An 18,678-nucleotide genomic window follows, 5' to 3' on the forward strand; every position below is an offset into this window, starting at 1 on the left:
CGTTGCAGCGGCGGGGTTTTCTGCGCGGAGCCGGTCTACTCGGTGCAGCCGCGCTGGCACCATGGCCGGCCGGCTGCACCGCTGACGACGACGCGCTGACGTTCTTCTTCGCCGCCAACCCGGAAGAGGCCGATGCCCGGATGGGCATCGTGACGGCATTCCAGCGCGAGCATCCCGACATCCGGGTGCGCACCGTGCTGGCCGGCGGAGACCCCACCCAGCTGATATCGACATTCTGCGCCGGCGGCAGGTGCCCGGACGTGCTGATGGCCTGGGAGTTCAACTACGCGGGGCTGGCCGACCGCGGGGTGCTGGCAGACCTGAACCCGCTGCTGGACGCCGATCCGGAGTTCGCCGCGGCTTTGCACGCCGACAGCATCCCGGCGCTGTACGAGACGTTCGGCTTCAACGGTGGCCAATACGCCTTCCCCGAGCAGTGGTCGGGCGCCTTCCTGTTCTACAACACCCGCATCTTCGCCGAGGCCGAGGTTCAGCCGCCGCCGGGACGCTGGGACCGCCCGTGGACGTTCGACCAATTCCTGGACACCGCAACCGCACTCACCCGGCGGGCACCCAACGGCCGGACCACCCAGTGGGGATTCGTCGACACCTGGTCACCGCCCTACACCGCGGCCGTGTTCGGGATGAACAACGGCACGCCGTGGGCGGTCCCGCGATTCAACCCCACCCACATGAATTTCGACGACGACGCCTTCCTCGACGGCATCCAGTTCTACGCCGACCTGACCAACATTCACCGGGTAGCACCGGCGGCCTCCGACACCCAGGCGATCTCCACCATGGGCCTGTTCACCGCGGGCCAGGCGGCGATGGCGTTCGGCGGCCACTGGCGTTATCAGACCTTCGTGCAAGCCGAGGACCTCGACTTCGACGTGGCGGTGCTGCCGACCGGGCCGGCCGCGGCCGCCAAGGGCATGGCTGCCCACTCGGCCATCGGCAGCACCGGCCTGTCCATCGCCGCCACCAGCCGGCACCGGCAACAGGCTTGGGAATTCGTCAAATTCGCGGCGGGTCCGGTGGGGCAGTCGCTGATCGGGGAGTCCGGCCTGTTCGTGCCGGTGCTGCGATCGGCAATCGCCGCGCCCGGGTTCACCGAAGCCCATGCCGGCATCAGCAACCTCGCGGTGCTCACCGGCGGCCCTTCGCATTCCGAGGGATTGCCGATCACCCCGGAATGGCAGAAGGTGCACGCTCTGATGGACCGCGCCATCGGGCCGGTGCTGCGCGGAAAGCGGCCCGCTGCGAGTCTGAAGACCGGACTGACGCCCCAGATCGACGAAGTGCTGGCCACCGCATGAACCCGACGCGCAGACGCGCCCGAGCGGGACGGTGGTTCATCGCCCCGAACCTGGCCGCGGTCGCGGTGTTCATGGCGTTCCCGCTGGCGTTCTCGCTCTACATGAGCGTCCAGCGCTGGGATCTGTTCAGTCCGCCGACGTTCGTCGGCGCGGCGAACTACTCCGACCTGTTCACCGCCGATCCGCTGTTCGGTATCGCGGTCCGCAATTCGACGGTGTTCACTATCGGCACCGTGGTCCCCACGGTGTTGATCAGTGTGGCGGTAGCCGGATTGTTGAACCACAAGATCAAGGGCATCGGGCTGTTCCGGGCGATCGCCTTCCTGCCGCTGGCGGTGTCCTCGGTGGTGATCGCGGTGGTGTGGCAGTTCGTGTTCAACACCGACAGCGGCTTGCTCAACATCATGCTCGGCTGGTTCGGCATCTCGGCGGTGCCGTGGCTGACCGAGCCGAACTGGGCGATGGCGTCGCTGTGTCTGGTCAGCGTGTGGAAGAGCGTGCCGTTCGCGACGGTGATTCTGTTGGCGGCCATGCAGGGTGTGCCCGAGTCGCTGTACGAGGCGGCCCGCATCGACGGCGCCGGCGAGATCCGGCGCTTCTTGTCCATCACGGTGCCGATGATCCGCGGCGCCCTGTGGTTCGTGGTGGTGATCTCGGTCATCAACGCGTTTCAGGCTTTTGATCTGGTCTACGTCCTTACCGGCAGCAGCGGCGGCCCGGAGACCGGCACCTACGTGTTGGCGATCATGCTCTTTCAGCAGGCGTTCGCCTTCCTGGACTTCGGTTACGCGTCCGCGCTGGCGTGGGTGATGTTCGCGGTGCTGCTGACATTGACGATCATCCAACTGCGGCTGTCGCGCAGGAACGCGGTGGACCAATGACGCCCCGGCGCACCAGCCGTCCGGCGCGGTACCGTATCGCCCGCTTGCTCGGCGTCTACGCCGGCCTGGCCGGCGTCGCCGCCTGCGCTCTGTTCCCCATCCTGTGGGCGCTGTCGGGATCACTGAAACGCCAGGCCGAGATCAGCCAGCCGATGCTGTTGCCCGCGCATCCCCAGTGGTCGAACTACCTCGACGTGTTCGCCCGAATGCCGTTCTGGCGGATGTTGTTCAACACCGTGCTCTACGCCGGCGCTGTGACGGCCGGGCAGGTGTTCTTCTGCTCGCTGGCCGGTTACGCCTTCGCCCGGCTGCCGTTCGCCGGACGTAACACCCTGTTCGTGCTCTACCTGGCCACGCTGATGGTGCCGTTGACCGTCACGGTGATTCCGCAGTTCATCCTGATGCGAGTGTTCGGCTGGACCGACACCATGTGGGCGATGATTGTCCCGGGGCTGTTCGGCAGTGCGTTCGGCACGTATCTGATGCGACAGTTCTTCGCGACGCTGCCCATCGATCTGGAGGAGGCGGCCATCTTGGACGGGTGCTCGCCGTGGGGTGTCTACTGGCGGATTCTGTTGCCCCATGCCAAACCGGCGGTGATGGTGCTGGCGGTACTGACCTGGATCAACGTCTGGAACGATTTTCTGTGGCCGCTGTTGATGATTCAGCGGAAGAGCATCGCCACCCTTACCCTCGGGCTGGTGTGGATGCAAGGGGAGTACGTCGCCGAGTGGCCGGTGCTGATGGCGGCCTCCATGCTGATGCTGGCGCCGCTGATCGTGATCTACGCGGTGGCGCAACGCGCCTTCATCAGCGGCATCGCCGCCACCGGATTCGGCGGGCGGTAGCGCAATGGCGGCAGTGACTTTCGATTCGGTGACCCGGCACTTTCCCGGTGCCGAACGGCCCGCGCTGGACAAGCTGAACCTGTCGGTCGAGGACGGCGAGTTCATGGTGCTGGTCGGGCCGTCCGGCTGCGGCAAGACGACGACGCTGCGGATGCTGGCCGGCCTGGAACCCGTTGATGCGGGCCGGATCTGCATCGGCAGCGCTGACGTCACCGGCACCGACCCCGGCGATCGGGACATCGCCATGGTGTTCCAGAACTATGCGCTGTACCCGCACATGACCGTGGCGCAGAACATGGGTTTCGCCCTCAAGGTCGCCAAGACGCCGAAAGCCGAGATCCGCGCCCGGGTGGCCGAGACCGCTCAGCTGCTGGGCTTGCAAACGCACCTGGGTCGCAAACCCAAGGATCTGTCCGGCGGTGAACGCCAGCGGGTGGCGATGGGCCGGGCGATCGTGCGCCGCCCGCAGGTTTTCTTGATGGACGAACCGCTGTCGAATCTCGATGCCATGCTGCGGGTGCAGACCCGCAACCAGATCGCCGAACTGCAACGCCGGTTGGGCATCACCACCGTCTACGTCACCCACGACCAGGTGGAGGCGATGACGATGGGGGACCGGGTGGCGGTGTTGCGCGACGGGGTGCTGCAGCAGTGCGCGCCGCCCCGCGAGCTCTATCGCCATCCGGCCAACGTGTTCGTGGCCGGGTTCATCGGCTCACCGTCGATGAACCTGTTCACGGTGCCGGTCGTGCAGGGCGCGGTGTCACTGGGCGGCTACACCCTGGCTCTGCCGCGCGAAATCGCTGCCAGCGGAGAGGAATTGGTAATCGGTGTGCGACCCGAGCATCTCGTGCTCGACGACAGCGGCGTCGATGTCGACGTGGAGTTCGTCGAGGAACTCGGCGCCGACACCTACGTGCACGGCAGAATCATCGAATCCGGCCAAGCCCCGCGCCGGGCGGTCACCGCCCGGATGGGGGGCGACAACTCCTTGCGGCGCGACGACCGCGTGCGGTTGCGCCCCGATCCTGAGCAGGTGCACTTCTTCAGTGCGGACGGCATGCGGCTCGGTCTGTGATGCCTCCGGCGCGTGCGCGTGTCGGCCCCTTCCGGTATAGTCGAACGTATGTTCGAATCGAACTTGCCTTCGCCGGCCGCCATCGGTGGCCTCGACAACGCGGGCCTGGTCGATGTCATGCAGCAGGCGGCTCGGCTGCAGTCGGCGGCGCTGGCGCGGGTGTTCGCCGCGGGCGCGGAGCTGTATCACCGGCGGCTGGCCGAGCAGAACGTAGCCGATCGCGAGATCTGGGCCCTCGACGGCTGGGACGCCGTGGCCGCCGAGATCGCGGCCGCCCAGGGCGTCAGCCGCGGCCGCGCGGCAGGTCAGTTGCGGATCGGCCTGGCGCTCTCGGAGCGGCTGCCCAAACTCGCAGCGCTGTTCGCTGCCGGGGTGGTGGACTACCAGGTGGTCGCCGCGGTGGTGCATCGCACCGAGTTGATGATCGACCCGGGCGCGCTGCCGCGGATGGATCGCTGGCTGCAGCGCAATGCCGCCCGGTGGGGCACCTGGTCGCGCAACCGCATCATCGAAGCCGTCGACTACTGGGTGCAGGTACTGGAACCGGTTGCGGTGCGCGAAGCGCGCGCCTTCGACAAATCGCGCCACATCGGTGTGATGCCGCAGCATTCGGGCCTGGCGGAGATCTTCGGCGACGTCCGCACTCCCGATGCGTTGGCCTTCGATCAGCGGCTCAGTGAACTGGCCGCCACAGTCTGCAGGGCTGATCCGCGCACCAAAGAAGAGCGGCGCGCCGATGCCTTAAGAGCGCTCACCGAAGGTGCGGCCACGATGGCGTGTGAATGCGGCTCACCGGAGTGCCCCGCGGCCACCGGCGATGCCTCGGTGGGTGCGGTGGTGATCCATGTGATGGCCGCGCAGGCCACTCTCGAGGGCGGCTCCGAGGCGCCTGGATACGTGCCCGGGTTCGGTGGACTGTCGGCGCAGGCGCTGCGCAATCTCGCCAAATCGGCCAAGCTGCGCACGGTTCGCCACCCACAAGATGCGCCACCGGAGCCCGGCTATCGGCCGTCTGCGGCGCTGGCCGACTTCGTGCGCTGCCGCGATCTGACGTGTCGGTTTCCCGGCTGCGGGCGCCCGGCCGAATGCGCCGACATCGACCACACGGTTCCCTATCCGCTCGGGCCGACGCACGCCTCGAATCTCAAGCTGCTCTGCCGTCTGCATCACCTGCTCAAGACGTTCTGGACCGGCGAGAACGGGTGGCGTGATCGCCAAGAACCCGACGGCACCGTCATCTGGACCGCCCCGACCGGGCACACCTACGTCACCAAACCCGGTGGCGCCCTGTACTTCCCCCAGCTGGCCGCCCCCACCGGCGAACTGAACCTGCCGGCATGGTCACCGGTGGGCAACCGCGGGCTGATGATGCCAACGCGCAAGCGCACCCGGGCGCAGGATCGGGCATCGCGCATGCAGTGCGAGCGCAACCACAACGAAGCCCGGATCGCCACCGAAGCCGCCGAAGCCGCGAAGCGACGCGCGCTCGCAGCCTGCAACGATCCACCACCCTTCTAGCGCGCCCCCGGACGCAGGGTGACCGTCAGGTGATGCAGCATGAGCACGAACGTGATGGTCCAGGCCCCCAAGGCGATCCAGCTCTGCACTGAGCCGATGAAGAAGACGATCGGCAGGTGGTCGGCCTGCCCCAGGTAGTGGCTGCCCACTCCGTACATCCCGAGCGGAAAAATCACGCTCCACCACGGGGCCTCGTAGCGCAGTGAGATGTGGTGCACCAGATGCCGCCACACCCCCGCGGCGATGAGCGGCGGAATCAGCCAGGTGCCGAAGGCCCAGAACAGCACCGATGTTCCGGCGATCAGGCCGCGGGTGGCATTTACCATCGGCGCATCAGCCATCTCGACGATCCGCGCGCCGGCCAACACGGTGATCGCACAGGCGCCCATCCCCACCCAATACTGCGGGATGAGGTCCTCGGGCAGCAACGGGTAGAGCAGCAACCGCAAGGCCACGAAGATTCCGGCCGCACCGTAGAGGAACACCCCGATCGACCAGGACACCACCGCGAGCAGCGCCAGGCTCTGCCGCCACGGATCCGGCATGTCGACTTCCAGTACCGCGGCCAGCACCGCGATGGACTGGCTGGCCACCACCCAGATGAACCAGGTGCCGTTGGCGCGCCGCACCACCGGCCGCTCGGAGGTGCCCAGCACGGCGGTCCAGGGAATCAGATAGCCCAGCACCAGCCAGGCCAGCGAGCTGACCACCAAGAGCCCGGCGGCGACGCTGGTATGCCCGTCGATGACGAGGCGGGCTCCCAGCACGTTGGTGGCCGACACGAACGTGAACAGACCGAATGCGCGACCGGAATCGGAGAGATCAGCCCGGAATGCCTGCGGGAACGCAATGACGCGCACCGCCGACACGGTGACCAGAACCAGGTAGGACACCACCGTGACCCACAGCAGCAGCACCGACAACCGGTAGGCGCCCTGGTGATACATCGCCATCGACACCATTCCGCTGGCCATCACCAGCGCGAAGTAGCCCGGGTTGAGTGTCCGTACCGCCTCTCGGGTGCCGCCGGGCCGTCCCTCGTTCAGTTGAGTGTCAATACGGGACACCGATTTTCCGCCATTTTCCACCCGTTCCCGGCTCCTTCGGTTGGGTCGCGATCCGGCTACGGACAACGATGTAGGGCCGCCACAGGTACCACAGCGGATAACTCCAGGCATGGACCAGGCGGCTGAACGGCCACACCAGGAAGATCGCCCACGCCGCGACGGCATGCACCTGATACATCAGCGGGGCAGCCGCGATCGCGTGCACGTTCGGGTGCATGGCGAACAGGCTACGGAACCAGACCCCGACCGTGTTGCGGTACTCGTAATGCGAGGTGTTCTGAATTCCCAGCGTCAGATAGATGCCGAGCAACACGATGATGCCCAGCAGGATCAGCGCCAAGTAGTCCACCGCGCTGGTGGTGGCGCGCACCCGCGGAACCGCGGTGCGCCGAAGCAGCAGCACTCCGCCGCCGATCAACACCCCGATCGCCGCAGCCGACCCGCCGATGGCCGAGAAATCCTGGTACCAGGTCTCGTGAATACCGAGCCAATCGGTGAACGACTTGGGAATCAGGATTCCCATCACGTGCCCGGCGATCGCGGCGAAGGTGGCGTAGTGAAACAGCGGGGCTCCCCATTTGAGCAGCCGCCGCTCCTGCAACTGAGTGGAGCGGCTGGTCCAGCCGAACTGGTCATAACGCCAGCGCCAGATATGCCCGACGATGAAGACGGCTATCGCCACATACGGCAGGATCACCCACCACAGCAGGTCCCAGGTGGTTATCTGTGGCATTGCGCACCTCCGGCAGCGTCGGAGCCGGTTCCGTAACCAGCCAGGTAATCGGGGGGAGCGAAGGGCTCCAAGCCCACCTCCTCGGCCGGCGGGCCGGCCTGCCACGCCGCGCGAACCCGGCCGAGTTCGTGCTTGCCGAGCTTGGGCAAGGCGGCGGTGACCGCGGTGACCACGTCGGCGTACGGCGACTCGGCTTTCACCAGAGCGCGGCGCAACAACTCCAGATCGGTGCGATGGTTCGCCAGCAGTCGCTCGCCCTTCGGGCACAGGGCGGCGAAATCCAGGACGATCGGCAAAAAGTCGGGCAGGTCGTCATCGCAGACCACGAAGCCGGCGTCGCGGTAGGCCGCCTTGAACACCACCATCGCCATGCCGCGCTTTCGGGTGTCCCCGTAGCGGTAGTAGGTCAGGTAGAGCGCGCAGCGCCGACGCAGGTCGAAGGTCGCCACGTAGTGCGCGGCGACGTCGCTCGCGGGTGTGGCGGCCAGCCAGTTCAGAAACTTCCGGAACGACTCGCGGGCCGGTTTGGGGCCGGCGGTTGCTGCGAATCGTTCGAGCTCGGGCAGCCCGTCGAACAGCGCCAGGGTCGGATACTGCAGCAGCACCGAGGCCAGTTTCGCAGTCCGGCTGTTCATGTCGGGCCCGGCTGCGGAAACATTCCCGGGGCGGCGTCGCTGCCGTTCCAGTTGAGCAGGTTGAGCCGGCCCGAGGGACGATCGGCATGCCGGGGCGTGTTGGCGGCGGACGCGGAATCAGAGTGCGGCGGATAGTAGGAACCGATGCCGTGCGGACCGGTCGGCCCCATCCCGCCCATGCCCGGGCCGCCGTCGGTATCCAGGCTGCAGAACAACTGCTCGTGCTGGCCCATCAGCCGCCCCGCCTCCTCGGCGTGCGCCGGCGGAATCACATAGCGCTCTTCGTATTTGGCGATCGCCAGCAGTCGGTACAGGTCATCCAGGTCGTCCCTGGTGGCGCCCACGCCGGCCGGAAGATCGGCGTCGATGTCCAGGCCGAGTTGCTTGGCGCGCTGAATCGCGCGCACCGCGGCCAGCTTGCGCAGCACGGTGCGCACCACCGCCGAGTCGCCGGCGGTGAACAGGTTGGCCAGATACTCGATCGGGATGCGCAGCGAATCGATGGTGGCGAAGACGTTGTCGGGGTTGTCGGCGTCGTAGCCTTGGGCGCCCACCACATCGGCCACCGGCGACAGCGGCGGGATGTACCAAACCATCGGCAGTGTGCGGTATTCCGGGTGCAGTGGCAGCGCCACCCGGTGACGCACCGCCAGTTCGTAGCAGGGCGAGCGTTTGGCCGCCTCGATCCAGTCGTGCGGAATACCGTCTCGCTCGGCGGCGGCCTGCACGTGCGGGTCGTGCGGATCCAAGAACACCCCGAGCTGGGCCTCGTAGAGATCCTGGGCATCCGGTGTGGCGGCGGCGTCGAGTATCTTGTCGGCGTCGTAGAGGAACAGGCCGAGGTAGCGCAGCCGGCCCACGCAGGTTTCCGAGCAGACGGTCGGCAGCCCTTGTTCGATACGCGGATAGCAGAAGGTGCACTTCTCGGCTTTGCCGGTGCGGTGGTTGAAGTAGACCTTCTTGTAGGGGCAGCCCGACACACAGAACCGCCAGCCGCGACAGCGGTCCTGATCGACCAGCACGATGCCGTCCTCGGCGCGCTTGTACATCGCCCCCGACGGGCACGACGCCACGCACGACGGGTTGAGGCAGTGCTCGCAGATGCGCGGCAGGTAGAACATGAATACCTGCTCGAACTCCATCTTGACCTGTTCTTCCAGGCCCGCCAGGTTGGGGTCGCCGTGCGCCAACTCGGGAGCCCCGGCCAGATCGTCGTCGAAGTTGCTGCCCCAGTTGACCTTCATGTCCCGTCCGGTCAGCGCGGAGATCGAATGCGCGGTCGGGTTCGGGGTGCCCAGCGGTGCGTCGATCACGGTCTGGTAGTCGTAGGTCCACGGGTCGCCGTAGTCGTCGATGCTGGGCAGATCCGGGTTGTAGAAGATCGACAACAGTTTGCGCAGCCGGCCGCCGGCCCTCAGCTGCAGGCGGCCCTTGCGGTCCAGCGTCCAGCCGCCGTGCCACTGGTCCTGGTCTTCGTAGCGTTTGGGGTAGCCGATGCCCGGTTTGGTCTCGACATTGTTGAAGTAGACGTACTCGGTGCCCGGCCGGTTGGTCCACACCTGCTTGCAGGTGACCGTGCACGTGTGGCAGCCGATGCACTTGTCGAGGTTCATCACCATCGACACGTTGGCCGCCACTCTCATTGGAAACACACCTCCTGCGAGCGGCGGCGGATGACGGTGATCTCGTCGCGCTGATTGCCGGTGGGGCCGTGGTAGTTGAAGCCGAACGACTGCTGGGCGTATCCGCCGATCATGTGGGTCGGTTTGACCACCAGCCGGGTCAGCGAGTTGTCACCGCCGCCGTGGTAGTCCGACACCTCGGTTTTCGGTGTCATCAAGTGCCGGTCCATGGCGTGGTACATGAACACGGTGCCCACCGGCATCCGGTGGGTGACGACGGCGCGGCAGGCCACCACCCCGTTGCGGTTGAACGCCTCGATCCAATCGTTGTCGGCGACACCGATTTTCGCCGCGTCGGCCGGGCTCATCCAGATCACCGGCCCGCCGCGGAACAGCCTCAGCATGTGCAGGTTGTCCTGGTACTCGGAGTGAATCGACCACTTCGAGTGCGGCGTCAGGTACCGCACGGTGACCTCAGGGCGTCCCTCGGCGCGCATACCCTGTTCGCCGAAGTGGCGCAGATAGTTCAGCGGCGGGCGGTACACCGGCAGCCATTCGCCGTATTCGGCGATCCAGTCGTGGTCCAAGAAGAAGTGCATCCGGCCGGTCAGGGTGTGCCACGGCTTCTTGCGCTCGACGTTGACCACGAACGGCGAGTAACGCCGGCCGCCGGTCTCACTGCCCGACCACTCGGGGGAGGTGATGACCGAGCGCGGCTGAACCTGGGTGTCGACGAAGGTGATCCGTTCCCCGGAGCGCTCTTCGGCCAGATCGGCCAGCGGCATCCCGGTGCGTTCCTCCAGCGCCTGCCAGCCCAGCAGCGCCATCCGGCCGTTGGTGGACCCCGACAGCGCCAGGATCGCCTCGGCCAGGTGGACGTCGCGGGCCAGTGAGGGGCGGCCGTCACCGGGGCCGCCGTGCACGATGCCGTTCTGGCGGCCCAGCCAGTCGACGGCGGTGGTGGGTTTCCACGAGATGCCCTTGACCCCGGTGCCCAGGGTGTTCACCAGCGGGCCCAGGGCCGCCATCTTCGCCGCCACCGCAGGGTAATTCCGTTCGACGGTAGCCAGTTTCGGCATCGTGGCCCCGGGGACCGGCTCGCATTCGCCGCGGGTCCAGTCGGCCACCGCGCCGCCGGGCTGGGCGAGCTCGTCGGCGGAGTCGTGCATCAGCGGTGCGGCGATGACGTCGGTGCGGGTGCCCAGGTGCGTCGCGGCCAGCCGGGAGAAGTCGGCGGCGATGGTGGCGAACGCCTCGAAGTCGGTGCGGGCCTCCCACGGCGGAGGGATCGCCGGGTTGAACGAATGCACGAACGGGTGCATGTCGGTGGTCGAGATGTCGTGCTTCTCATACCAGGTGGCGGCCGGTAGCACGATGTCGGAGTAGGTGCAGGTACTGGTCATCCGGAAGTCCAGTGTGACGGCCAGATCGAGTTTGGCGGTCGGCGCCGGCTCACGCCAGCGCACCTCGGTGGGCCGCAACGCTTCCGGGGACTCCTCGGCGCGCACCGCGTTCTGCGCACCGAGCAGGTGCTTCATGAAGTACTCCATACCCTTGCCGGACGAGCCCAGCAGGTTGGCCCGCCACACCGTCATCACCCGGGGAAAGTTCGCCGGGTTGTCGGGATCCTCGCCGGCGAACCGCATCCGGCCGGCCTGGAGTTCGTCCACCACGTAGTCGGCGACCGGCTTGCCCGCCTCGGCGGCAGAATCGGCCAGACTCAACGGGTTCCGATCGAACATCGGGTGCGAGGGCGTCCAGCCCAGCCGCGACGCCTGGGCCAGCATGTCGGCGACCGCGCGGCCGCCGAACAGACCCGGCCCCAGCGGGGAGGACAACTCGCCGGCGCCGAACTGCTCATAGCGCCACTGGTCGGTATGCAAGTAGAAGAACGAGGTGCCGGTCATGTGCCGGGTCGGGCGTTGCCAGTCCAGCGCGAACGCGACCTGCTGCCAGCCGGTCAGCGGGCGAACCTTCTCCTGGCCGACGTAATGTGCCCAGCCGCCGCCGTTGACCCCCTGGCAACCGCACAGCATAGTCAGGGTGAAGAAGGTGCGGTAGATCTGGTCGGAGTGAAACCAGTGGTTGGTGCCGGCCCCCATCGCGATCATCGACCGGCCTTGGGAAAGCTCTGCGCTGCGGGCGAATTCGCGGGCCACCCGGGCCGCGGCCGCCGCCGGTACCGAGGTGATGGTCTGCTGCCAGGCCGGGGTGTAGGGCTGGTCGGCGTCGTCGTAGCCGGTCGGCCACTCGCCGGGCAACCCGTCGCGGGCCACGGCGTAGTGCGCCATCAGCAGGTCGAACACCGTCGTCACCAGATGCTCGCCCAGACGGTGCACCGGCACGCCCCGGCGCACCGCGTCGCCGCCCTCGGTGTCACCGATATCGAAGCGCGGCAGGTCGACGGTGACCGCGTCCGGGTAGCGCCCGTGCAGGCTCAACAGCGGGTCGTGCTCGCCGAGGTCCAGGTTCCATCTGCCCTTGCCGGATTCCGAGAAGTGGTCGGCGAGCGTGCCATTCGGGAAGAATGGTTCGCCGGTCGCCGCGTCCAGCAGCACCGTGCGATGCGCGGCGTTCTCGGCGGTGTCGCCGAGGTCGGCCGCGGTCAGGAAGCGGTGCGGGACATAGGAGTCGCCGCGGCGGCGCAGGGTGATCAGGAACGGCAGGTCGGTGTAGGTCTTGACGTAGGACTGGAAGTAGGGCACCTGCCGGTCCCGGAAGAACTCGCTGAGCACCACGTGCCCCATCGCCATGGCCAGCGCACCGTCGGTGCCCGGCGCGCAGGCCAGCCAGTCGTCGGCGAACTTGGTGTGGTCGGAGTAGTCGGGGCTGACCACGACGACCTTCTGGCCGCGGTAGCGCGCCTCGGTCATGAAATGCGCGTCGGGGGTGCGGGTGATCGGCAGGTTGGTGCCCCAGATGATCAGGTAGGCCGCGTTCCACCAGTCCCCGGACTCCGGGACGTCCGTCTGGTCACCGAAGACCTGCGGTGAGGCGACCGGAAGGTCGGCGTACCAGTCGTAGAAGGACAGGATGGTGCCGCCGATCATCGACAGGAAGCGGGTGCCCGCGGCATAGGAGACCTGTGACATCGCCGGGATCGGGGAGAAGCCCACCACGCGGTCCGGCCCGTACTCCTTGACGGTGTGCACGTGCGCGGCCGCGATCAGCTCGCTGACTTCGGCCCAGGAGGCCCGCAGGAAACCGCCTTGGCCGCGTGCCGACTTGTACCGCGCGGCCCGCTCCGGGTCTGCGGTGATCTCGGCCCACGCGGCCACCGGGTCACCGAGCCGGTCGCGGGCCTCGCGCCACATCGCCAACAGCGGCTCGCGGATGTAGGGATAGCGCACCCGCGCCGGGGAGTAGGTGTACCAAGAGAACGAGGCACCGCGCGGGCAGCCGCGCGGCTCGTACTCGGGACTGTCGGGGCCGACCGAGGGATAGTCGACGGCCTGGGTTTCCCAGGTGATGATGCCTTCTTTGACGTACACCATCCAGGAGCACGATCCGGTGCAGTTGACCCCGTGGGTGGAGCGCACCACTTTGCCGTGCCGCCAGCGTTGCCGGTAGAACTCTTCGGCGCCGCGGCCGCCGCGGCGATGCACCTCTCGGTGATCCGGTGTCGGGATTCCCGGGGTGAAGAACTGGGCTCGCCGCAGCAGCGACTCGATCGGCTCGCCGCCCGGCAGCAGCGGCGCCAATGAAGCTCGTGATGTGCTTGCCGTCATCGACCCGGCTCCCGTTCGTCGCGGATCTCGCCGTGGGTCAGCCCGATCCTGGCGAGAGCAGCACTGTGTCCCGGTATACCACGCAACCGTGGCGCTGACCCCCGATCGGTGGCACCGATTTCGTCGCCGCACACGCCGGCCACGGCTAGGTCTCACTGTGGCTGTGACTGTGCGGTGCCATCGGTCCCGGGTCGACCGGCACGTGGCCCCCGGAGGTGTAGGCGGCGTGAATGCCGCGCACCCACTGGCACAGCTCGTCGACGGTGGGCTGCTGCTTGCGCGACAGTGCCAGAACGGGGGAGCCGGCGCGGGCGGCCCGGGCATCGGCAACCATCTGCGGCACATCGACATCGACATAGGAACCGAGGTCGATCTTGTTGATCACCAGCAGATCCGCGCGCGCGATTCCGGGGCCGCCTTTGCGTGCGACGTCTCCGCCGCCGGCGACGTCGAGGACGAAGATCTGGGCGTCGACGAGGCCGGGGGAGAAGGTGGCGGTGAGGTTGTCGCCGCCGCTTTCGATCAGAACGATGTCCAACGGGGCGAAATCGTGCTCGAGGTCTTCGACGGCAAGAAGATTCATCGTGATGTCGTCGCGGATCGCGGTGTGCGGGCAGGCACCGGTTTCCACCGCGCGGATCCGCTCGGCGGGCAGAATTCCCTGCGCCCGCAGAAAGCGGGCGTCCTCGTCGGTGTAGATGTCGTTGGTGACCACACCGAAGCGGTATTCGCCGGACAGGTTCCGGCACACGGTGGCGATCAGTGAGCTCTTGCCGGTGCCCACCGGCCCGGCCACTCCCAGTCGTAGCGCACGGGTGTCGTGGTGGATGTGTTGGGTGTCAGGCACTGTGCGGCTCCTCTTCCGTTGGGACATCATCGGATTGCCAAGGCGTCCCGAGTTCGTCGAGGCCGGCGGTCAGCGCCCGCCGCAACGCGAGGCTGTCGTCGGCGAGCGCGGAGACCAGCGCGGCGGGGCCGGCCAGCGGCAGCAGCCCGGCTGACGGACACATCATCGAGCTGCGCTGCGTCGTCCAATCCCGTTGCGGGTCAACGAGCAGTATTGAGCCCACTGCCCGGTGGCCAGCGGCCACGGCGGCACTGTTCCAGCCGGGTGCGTCGGCCCCGATGTGCAGGTCCTGGTGGTAGAGCGGCTGTCCGTCGCGCCGGATCAGCAGTCGCTGCCGGATGGTGCCCGGTTGTTCGCCGTGGCGACCGAGAATCAGTTCTTCGCGCAGCAGTAGCCGGGCGGTGGGGGCGAGCGCGACGTCGACGTCGTTGACGTGGTTGCAGTGTGCCGCGGCGATCAATGGTTCAGCCAGCCAGACCAGCGTGGCGCCGTCTGCGACCCGCACCCGTATCGAGCTGCGTGAGCAGCGCCCGCGTGCCCCGGGCAGCAACAGGGTGGCCGAGATGTCGGTGAGCACCAGGCAGCTGTTGGCTCCCACGTCGATGTCGAAATCGAGTTCGTCGCCGCCCATCGGGCCGGCGGCCCCCGCGGCCACGCTCACCCGGACCGCCGCGGGTAGCTGATCCGCCCACGGATGCGGTTCTTTGGGCCCGGTGATGCGCGGCATGATCGGGGCCTGCGCGCGCAGGGCGCTGACCTGACTGGTCCACTGTCCGTCCCAGCCGATAGTGGCTTCGGTGGCCAGCCGTGCGTGCGCGCGCATCTCGCCGGGTTGGGGTTCAGGAAGCAAATAGTCGCGCCTCCTGCCGGGTGTGATGTTCCGCGGCGATATCGAGCAAGGGGGCGGCGTGGGCCGGCAGTTCCGCCGGTGCGGTGCCGGCATGACCGGCCGCCACGCCGGCCAGCACATCGAGGTCGGCAAGCAGATCTGCCAGCACGGCATGAACATCGAGTGGGTCGAGGCTGATCAGCCGCACCGCGGCGGCGGCCGGCCCGGCCACGCTGTCATACAGCGCCGCGGTGGCCGCATCACGCGCATCGAGGTCGAAGACCGCGGCGACCACACCCATGGCGATCGGCTGGTGGGGGTGCCGGCCCAGCGCGTCGAGCTGCGGGGCCGGCCGGATGGTTCGCATCGCCCGCTGCAATTGCCGGCCCAGGGCGCGCGATGCGCTGCGCAGCGCCGGCGACGGCATCCGGGCGTCGAGCTCTGCCTCCAGCTCGGTGAGCCGCGCCAGATCGCCTGCTGCGGTCGCGTGGCAGGCCGCGGCGGCGAAAGCGGCGGCGACGGCACCGGAGGTGGCAGCCCGTCCGCGCAGGAACTCTTCCAGGCTGGCTCGGTCGTACACGCGTCCCGCCTGAACCGATGCCTCAACGCCGCCGGAGTGCGCGTAACCGCCGGCCGGCAGGCGACCGTCGGTGAGCAGCAGCAGCGCAGCGGGCGTGGCCGGCATGTCAGTAGAGGAAGTAGCGCTGCGTCATGGGCAGCTCGGTCAGCGGTGCATGGTTGGCCGTTTGCCCGTCGATGCGGACCTCGAAGGTGTCGGGGTTGACCTCGATGTTCGGCAGCGCGTAGTTGAGCGGCAAGTCGGATTTACTGCGTTGGCGCATGTTCTTGACCGGCACAAGTCGGCGTTCGACGTTGAGCCGGTCGGCCAGCCCGTCTTCGAGTGCGACGGGCGCGACGAACGCGACGCTGGTGGCCGCCGCGGCGCGGGTGAAGGCGTTGTAGCCCAGCCGCGGCAACACCGGCTCGGGGGTGGGCACCGCCGCGCTGGGGTCCCCGAGCATCGCCAGCGCGCCCATGCCCCCTTTGAACACCGCGGTCGGCTTGACCCCGAACATGGCGGGGGCCCACAACACGAAGTCGGCCAGTTTGCCGACGGCGATGGATCCGATTTCGTCGTCGAGGCCGTGGATGATCGCTGGGCAGATGGTGGTTTTGGCGACGTAGCGCCGGGCTCGCTCGTTGTCGGCGCGCTCATCGGAGCACAGCGGACCGCGCAGCTGCTTCATCGCGTGGGCGGTCTGCCAGGTGCGCAACACCGTCTCGCCGAGACGCCCCATCGCTTGCGCGTCAGACGACATCGCCGAGATCGCGCCGATGTCCTGCAGGATGTCTTCGGCGGCGATGGTGCCGGCCCGGACCCGGCTCTCGGCGAACTGCAACTCCGCCGGAACCTTGGGGTTGAGCTGGTGGGCCACCAGGCACATGTCGAGCTGTTCATCGACGGTGTTGACGGTGAACGGGCGGGTCGGGGTGGTCGACGACGGCAGCACATTGGCTTCGCCGGCGATCCGGATGATGTCGGGGGCGTGGCCGCCGCCGGCGCCTTCGGTGTGGTAGCTGTGGAAGCTGCGGCCGTTGACCGTGCGCATGAGATCTTCGACGAAGCCCGCCTCGTTGAGGGTGTCGCTGTGGATGGCGACCTGCACCCCGGCCTCATCGGCGACCCGCAGGGCGGTGTCGATCACCGCCGGTGTCGCGCCCCAGTCCTCGTGGACCTTGAGTCCGGCGGCACCGGCGCGCAACTGTTCCCACAACGCTTCCTCGTTGATCGTGGTGCCGCGCCCCAGAAATGCCACGTTGACCGGCCAGGGGTCGAAGCTCTCCAGCATCCGTGCCAGCCACCAGGAGCCCGGGGTCGCCAGGGTGGCTTTGCCCCCGTCGGTGGGTCCGCTGCCACCCCCGACCAGCGTGGTGATGCCGGCTTGCAGGGCCACCTCGCACATCTGCGGGTTCACGAAGTGCACGTGGGTGTCGATGGCGCCGGCCGTCATGATCAGGCCGGTGCCGTTCATGATCTCGGTGGAGGGGCCGATGACCAAGTCGGGGTGAACGCCGTCCATCACGTCGGGGTTGCCCGACTTCCCGATGGCGGTGAAGCGGCCGTCGCGAATTCCCACGTCTGCCTTGACGATTCCCCAGTGGTCGAGGATCACCACATTGGTGATCACCAGGTCGGGGGTGCCCTGCGCGCGGGGAACGTGTGATTGGCCCTGGGACTCGCGCCCGGATTTGCCGCCGCCGAACACTATCTCGTCCCCGCCGACGCAGTAGTCCTCTTCGACCTCGATGAACAGGTCGGTGTCGGCCAGCCGAAGCTGATCGCCCTTGGTGGGGCCCAGCATCATCACGTAGAGATGGCGGGGGATCTCAGGCATCGAGCGGGCCTTTGCACGCGCCGCGGAACCCGGCGGCAATTCTGCGGCCCCCGAAAGGGATCAGCTCGATCTCTTGGGTCACGCCGGGGTCGAACCGGCTCATTCCGCTGGACATGATGTTCTGCCGCTTGCCCCAGGCCGCCTCACGGTCGAACTCCAGCGCTGGGTTGGCTTCGGCGAAATGGAAATGCGAGCCCACCGAGATCGGCCGGTCGCCGGTGTTGACGACCTTCACCGTCGTGATCTCGCAGCCGACGTTGATGGGCACCGGGGCGTCCCCGAAGATGAGGGCACCCGGCGCCGACGGTTTCATGCTCGAGGAAGGGCCCGGCTGCACCATTCCCATCGGCGCCTTGCCGGTACCCATCGGAATCGACTTGCCGGAGCCGGCGCGTTGGCGCCGCAGCGGGGGCAGGTGCCGCTGTGCTGACGAGACCAGTTTCTCCAGCCGGGGATTGCGCTGCAGGACGCGTTGGGCCCGGGCGACCGCCCGGCTGGCCGCGCCCGGCAGCCACGAGCTCTTCTGGGCCCGCTGCATCCGGTTGGTGACGGTGTCCCTGATTTTGTCGGTCGGTCCGCGCATGGCTGTCGCCTTCATTCCCGCCGATGTCAGTGAATGGGCTGGGGAACGGTCACCAATTTGGTGCCGTCGGGAAACGTCGCTTCAACGTCGACCTTCTGCAGCATCTCGGCGATACCGTCCATCACGTCTTCGCGTTTCAGGACGTGGCGCGCCGCATCTTGGATGTCGGCTTTCGACCGGCCGTCGCGGGCACCCTCGAGCACGAACTGGGTGACCACCGCGGTGGCTTCGGGCAAGTTGAGCTTGAGGCCGCGCTTGCGTCGTTTCAGGGCCACCTCCGCCGCGGTGTGAATCAGCAGACGTTCTTGTTCTCGGAGCGTCAAGAACATCGCGGTTCCCCTTCGCCGGGGCGGCCGACGCCGATGCGTCACACCACGGCGGGGCCGACTACTACCGGCACGGCGGCATCATGCAGTACGTGCTGCGGCAGCTGCTCGACTGATCCGAAACCGCTATCTGCGCAGGGCAAGTCGCTAGGGGCCAAGCTGCGGCGTTTAACGCCACCAACGTCCGGGTAGGCCCCGCCGTGGTGTGACGCATCGGCGTCGGCCGCCCCGGCGAAGGGGAACCGCGATGTTCTTGACGCTCCGAGAA

General features: G+C 67.7%; 16 protein-coding genes. 5 read left to right on the forward strand and 11 right to left on the reverse strand.

What is annotated here, in order from left to right; all coding sequences use genetic code 11:
* Positions 1-2: 2 nt before the first annotated feature.
* From A5648_RS05950 to A5648_RS05970, 5 genes are read left to right on the forward strand one after another with little or no spacing between them, the layout of a single operon-like run.
* Positions 3-1,319: an ABC transporter substrate-binding protein gene (locus A5648_RS05950; protein ID WP_065023654.1), complete on the forward strand. Its 1,317-nt coding sequence runs from the start codon at positions 3-5 to the stop codon at positions 1,317-1,319.
* Positions 1,316-2,200: a carbohydrate ABC transporter permease gene (locus A5648_RS05955; RefSeq protein ID WP_065023655.1), complete on the forward strand. Its 885-nt coding sequence runs from the start codon at positions 1,316-1,318 to the stop codon at positions 2,198-2,200. Before A5648_RS05950 ends, A5648_RS05955 begins: the two co-directional genes overlap by 4 nt.
* Positions 2,197-3,048, forward strand: a complete 852-nt coding sequence (locus tag A5648_RS05960; protein ID WP_065023656.1) for a carbohydrate ABC transporter permease — start codon at positions 2,197-2,199, stop codon at positions 3,046-3,048. Before A5648_RS05955 ends, A5648_RS05960 begins: the two co-directional genes overlap by 4 nt.
* Before the next feature lie 4 nt (positions 3,049-3,052).
* A complete protein-coding gene (locus tag A5648_RS05965; RefSeq protein WP_065023657.1) occupies positions 3,053-4,126 on the forward strand; it encodes an ABC transporter ATP-binding protein in 1,074 nt (357 codons plus the stop codon).
* Between the two features lie 48 nt (positions 4,127-4,174).
* Entirely contained in the window at positions 4,175-5,644 is a 1,470-nt protein-coding gene (locus A5648_RS05970) for an HNH endonuclease signature motif containing protein (protein WP_065023658.1), read from the forward strand.
* Here the strand turns inward: A5648_RS05970 and A5648_RS05975 are convergent.
* The 11 genes from A5648_RS05975 to A5648_RS06025 form a co-directional block, all read right to left on the reverse strand.
* Positions 5,641-6,711, reverse strand: coding sequence for a tellurite resistance/C4-dicarboxylate transporter family protein (locus tag A5648_RS05975; RefSeq protein ID WP_428844311.1), 1,071 nt, complete (start codon positions 6,709-6,711; stop codon positions 5,641-5,643). The genes A5648_RS05970 and A5648_RS05975 overlap by 4 nt on opposite strands.
* Positions 6,698-7,444 (reverse strand): respiratory nitrate reductase subunit gamma, encoded by a 747-nt coding sequence (gene narI / locus A5648_RS05980; RefSeq protein ID WP_234787296.1) that lies wholly within the window; start codon positions 7,442-7,444, stop codon positions 6,698-6,700. Before narI ends, A5648_RS05975 begins: the two co-directional genes overlap by 14 nt.
* Positions 7,432-8,079, reverse strand: a complete 648-nt coding sequence (narJ, locus tag A5648_RS05985) for a nitrate reductase molybdenum cofactor assembly chaperone (RefSeq protein WP_065023659.1) — start codon at positions 8,077-8,079, stop codon at positions 7,432-7,434. The genes narI and narJ overlap by 13 nt, the downstream gene beginning before the upstream one ends.
* Positions 8,076-9,722: a nitrate reductase subunit beta gene (gene narH / locus A5648_RS05990; protein WP_065023660.1), complete on the reverse strand. Its 1,647-nt coding sequence runs from the start codon at positions 9,720-9,722 to the stop codon at positions 8,076-8,078. Before narH ends, narJ begins: the two co-directional genes overlap by 4 nt.
* Positions 9,719-13,429, reverse strand: a complete 3,711-nt coding sequence (locus A5648_RS05995; protein WP_065023661.1) for a nitrate reductase subunit alpha — start codon at positions 13,427-13,429, stop codon at positions 9,719-9,721. Before A5648_RS05995 ends, narH begins: the two co-directional genes overlap by 4 nt.
* 145 nt (positions 13,430-13,574) lie before the next feature.
* Entirely contained in the window at positions 13,575-14,303 is a 729-nt protein-coding gene (gene ureG / locus A5648_RS06000) for an urease accessory protein UreG (RefSeq protein ID WP_065023662.1), read from the reverse strand.
* On the reverse strand, positions 14,269-15,099 hold the full coding sequence (locus A5648_RS06005) for an urease accessory protein UreD (protein WP_065023663.1): 831 nt from the start codon (positions 15,097-15,099) through the stop codon (positions 14,269-14,271). Before A5648_RS06005 ends, ureG begins: the two co-directional genes overlap by 35 nt.
* A 16-nt stretch (positions 15,100-15,115) precedes the next feature.
* Complete coding sequence (locus A5648_RS06010; protein ID WP_065023664.1) at positions 15,116-15,790, reverse strand: urease accessory protein UreF; 675 nt, start codon at positions 15,788-15,790, stop codon at positions 15,116-15,118.
* A gap of 1 nt (position 15,791) precedes the next feature.
* Positions 15,792-17,501 carry an urease subunit alpha gene (locus tag A5648_RS06015; RefSeq protein ID WP_065023665.1) on the reverse strand — a complete coding sequence of 570 codons (1,710 nt, stop codon included), beginning with the start codon at positions 17,499-17,501 and terminating at the stop codon, positions 15,792-15,794.
* Positions 17,494-18,084, reverse strand: a complete 591-nt coding sequence (gene ureB, locus A5648_RS24385; protein ID WP_234787298.1) for an urease subunit beta — start codon at positions 18,082-18,084, stop codon at positions 17,494-17,496. Before ureB ends, A5648_RS06015 begins: the two co-directional genes overlap by 8 nt.
* 26 nt (positions 18,085-18,110) lie before the next feature.
* Positions 18,111-18,413 carry an urease subunit gamma gene (locus A5648_RS06025; protein WP_065023666.1) on the reverse strand — a complete coding sequence of 101 codons (303 nt, stop codon included), beginning with the start codon at positions 18,411-18,413 and terminating at the stop codon, positions 18,111-18,113.
* Positions 18,414-18,678: the final 265 nt, after the last annotated feature.

This window comes from Mycolicibacter sinensis (assembly GCF_001673565.1).
In the GTDB taxonomy this organism is placed as follows: domain Bacteria; phylum Actinomycetota; class Actinomycetes; order Mycobacteriales; family Mycobacteriaceae; genus Mycobacterium; species Mycobacterium sinense_C.

Bases quoted from the DNA above. Each gene is read 5' to 3' on its own strand.
- A5648_RS05955 (WP_065023655.1), top strand. From the start codon at position 1,316: ATGAACCCGACGCGCAGACGCGCCCGAGCGGGACGGTGGTTCATCGCC.
- A5648_RS05960 (WP_065023656.1), top strand. From the start codon at position 2,197: ATGACGCCCCGGCGCACCAGCCGTCCGGCGCGGTACCGTATCGCCCGC.
- A5648_RS05965 (WP_065023657.1), top strand. From the start codon at position 3,053: ATGGCGGCAGTGACTTTCGATTCGGTGACCCGGCACTTTCCCGGTGCC.
- A5648_RS05970 (WP_065023658.1), top strand. From the start codon at position 4,175: ATGTTCGAATCGAACTTGCCTTCGCCGGCCGCCATCGGTGGCCTCGAC.
- narI (WP_234787296.1), bottom strand. From the start codon at position 7,444: ATGCCACAGATAACCACCTGGGACCTGCTGTGGTGGGTGATCCTGCCG.
- narJ (WP_065023659.1), bottom strand. From the start codon at position 8,079: ATGAACAGCCGGACTGCGAAACTGGCCTCGGTGCTGCTGCAGTATCCG.
- narH (WP_065023660.1), bottom strand. From the start codon at position 9,722: ATGAGAGTGGCGGCCAACGTGTCGATGGTGATGAACCTCGACAAGTGC.
- A5648_RS05995 (WP_065023661.1), bottom strand. From the start codon at position 13,429: ATGACGGCAAGCACATCACGAGCTTCATTGGCGCCGCTGCTGCCGGGC.
- ureG (WP_065023662.1), bottom strand. From the start codon at position 14,303: ATGTCCCAACGGAAGAGGAGCCGCACAGTGCCTGACACCCAACACATC.
- A5648_RS06005 (WP_065023663.1), bottom strand. From the start codon at position 15,099: ATGCGCGCGCACGCACGGCTGGCCACCGAAGCCACTATCGGCTGGGAC.
- A5648_RS06010 (WP_065023664.1), bottom strand. From the start codon at position 15,790: ATGCCGGCCACGCCCGCTGCGCTGCTGCTGCTCACCGACGGTCGCCTG.
- A5648_RS06015 (WP_065023665.1), bottom strand. From the start codon at position 17,501: ATGCCTGAGATCCCCCGCCATCTCTACGTGATGATGCTGGGCCCCACC.
- ureB (WP_234787298.1), bottom strand. From the start codon at position 18,084: ATGCGCGGACCGACCGACAAAATCAGGGACACCGTCACCAACCGGATG.
- A5648_RS06025 (WP_065023666.1), bottom strand. From the start codon at position 18,413: ATGTTCTTGACGCTCCGAGAACAAGAACGTCTGCTGATTCACACCGCG.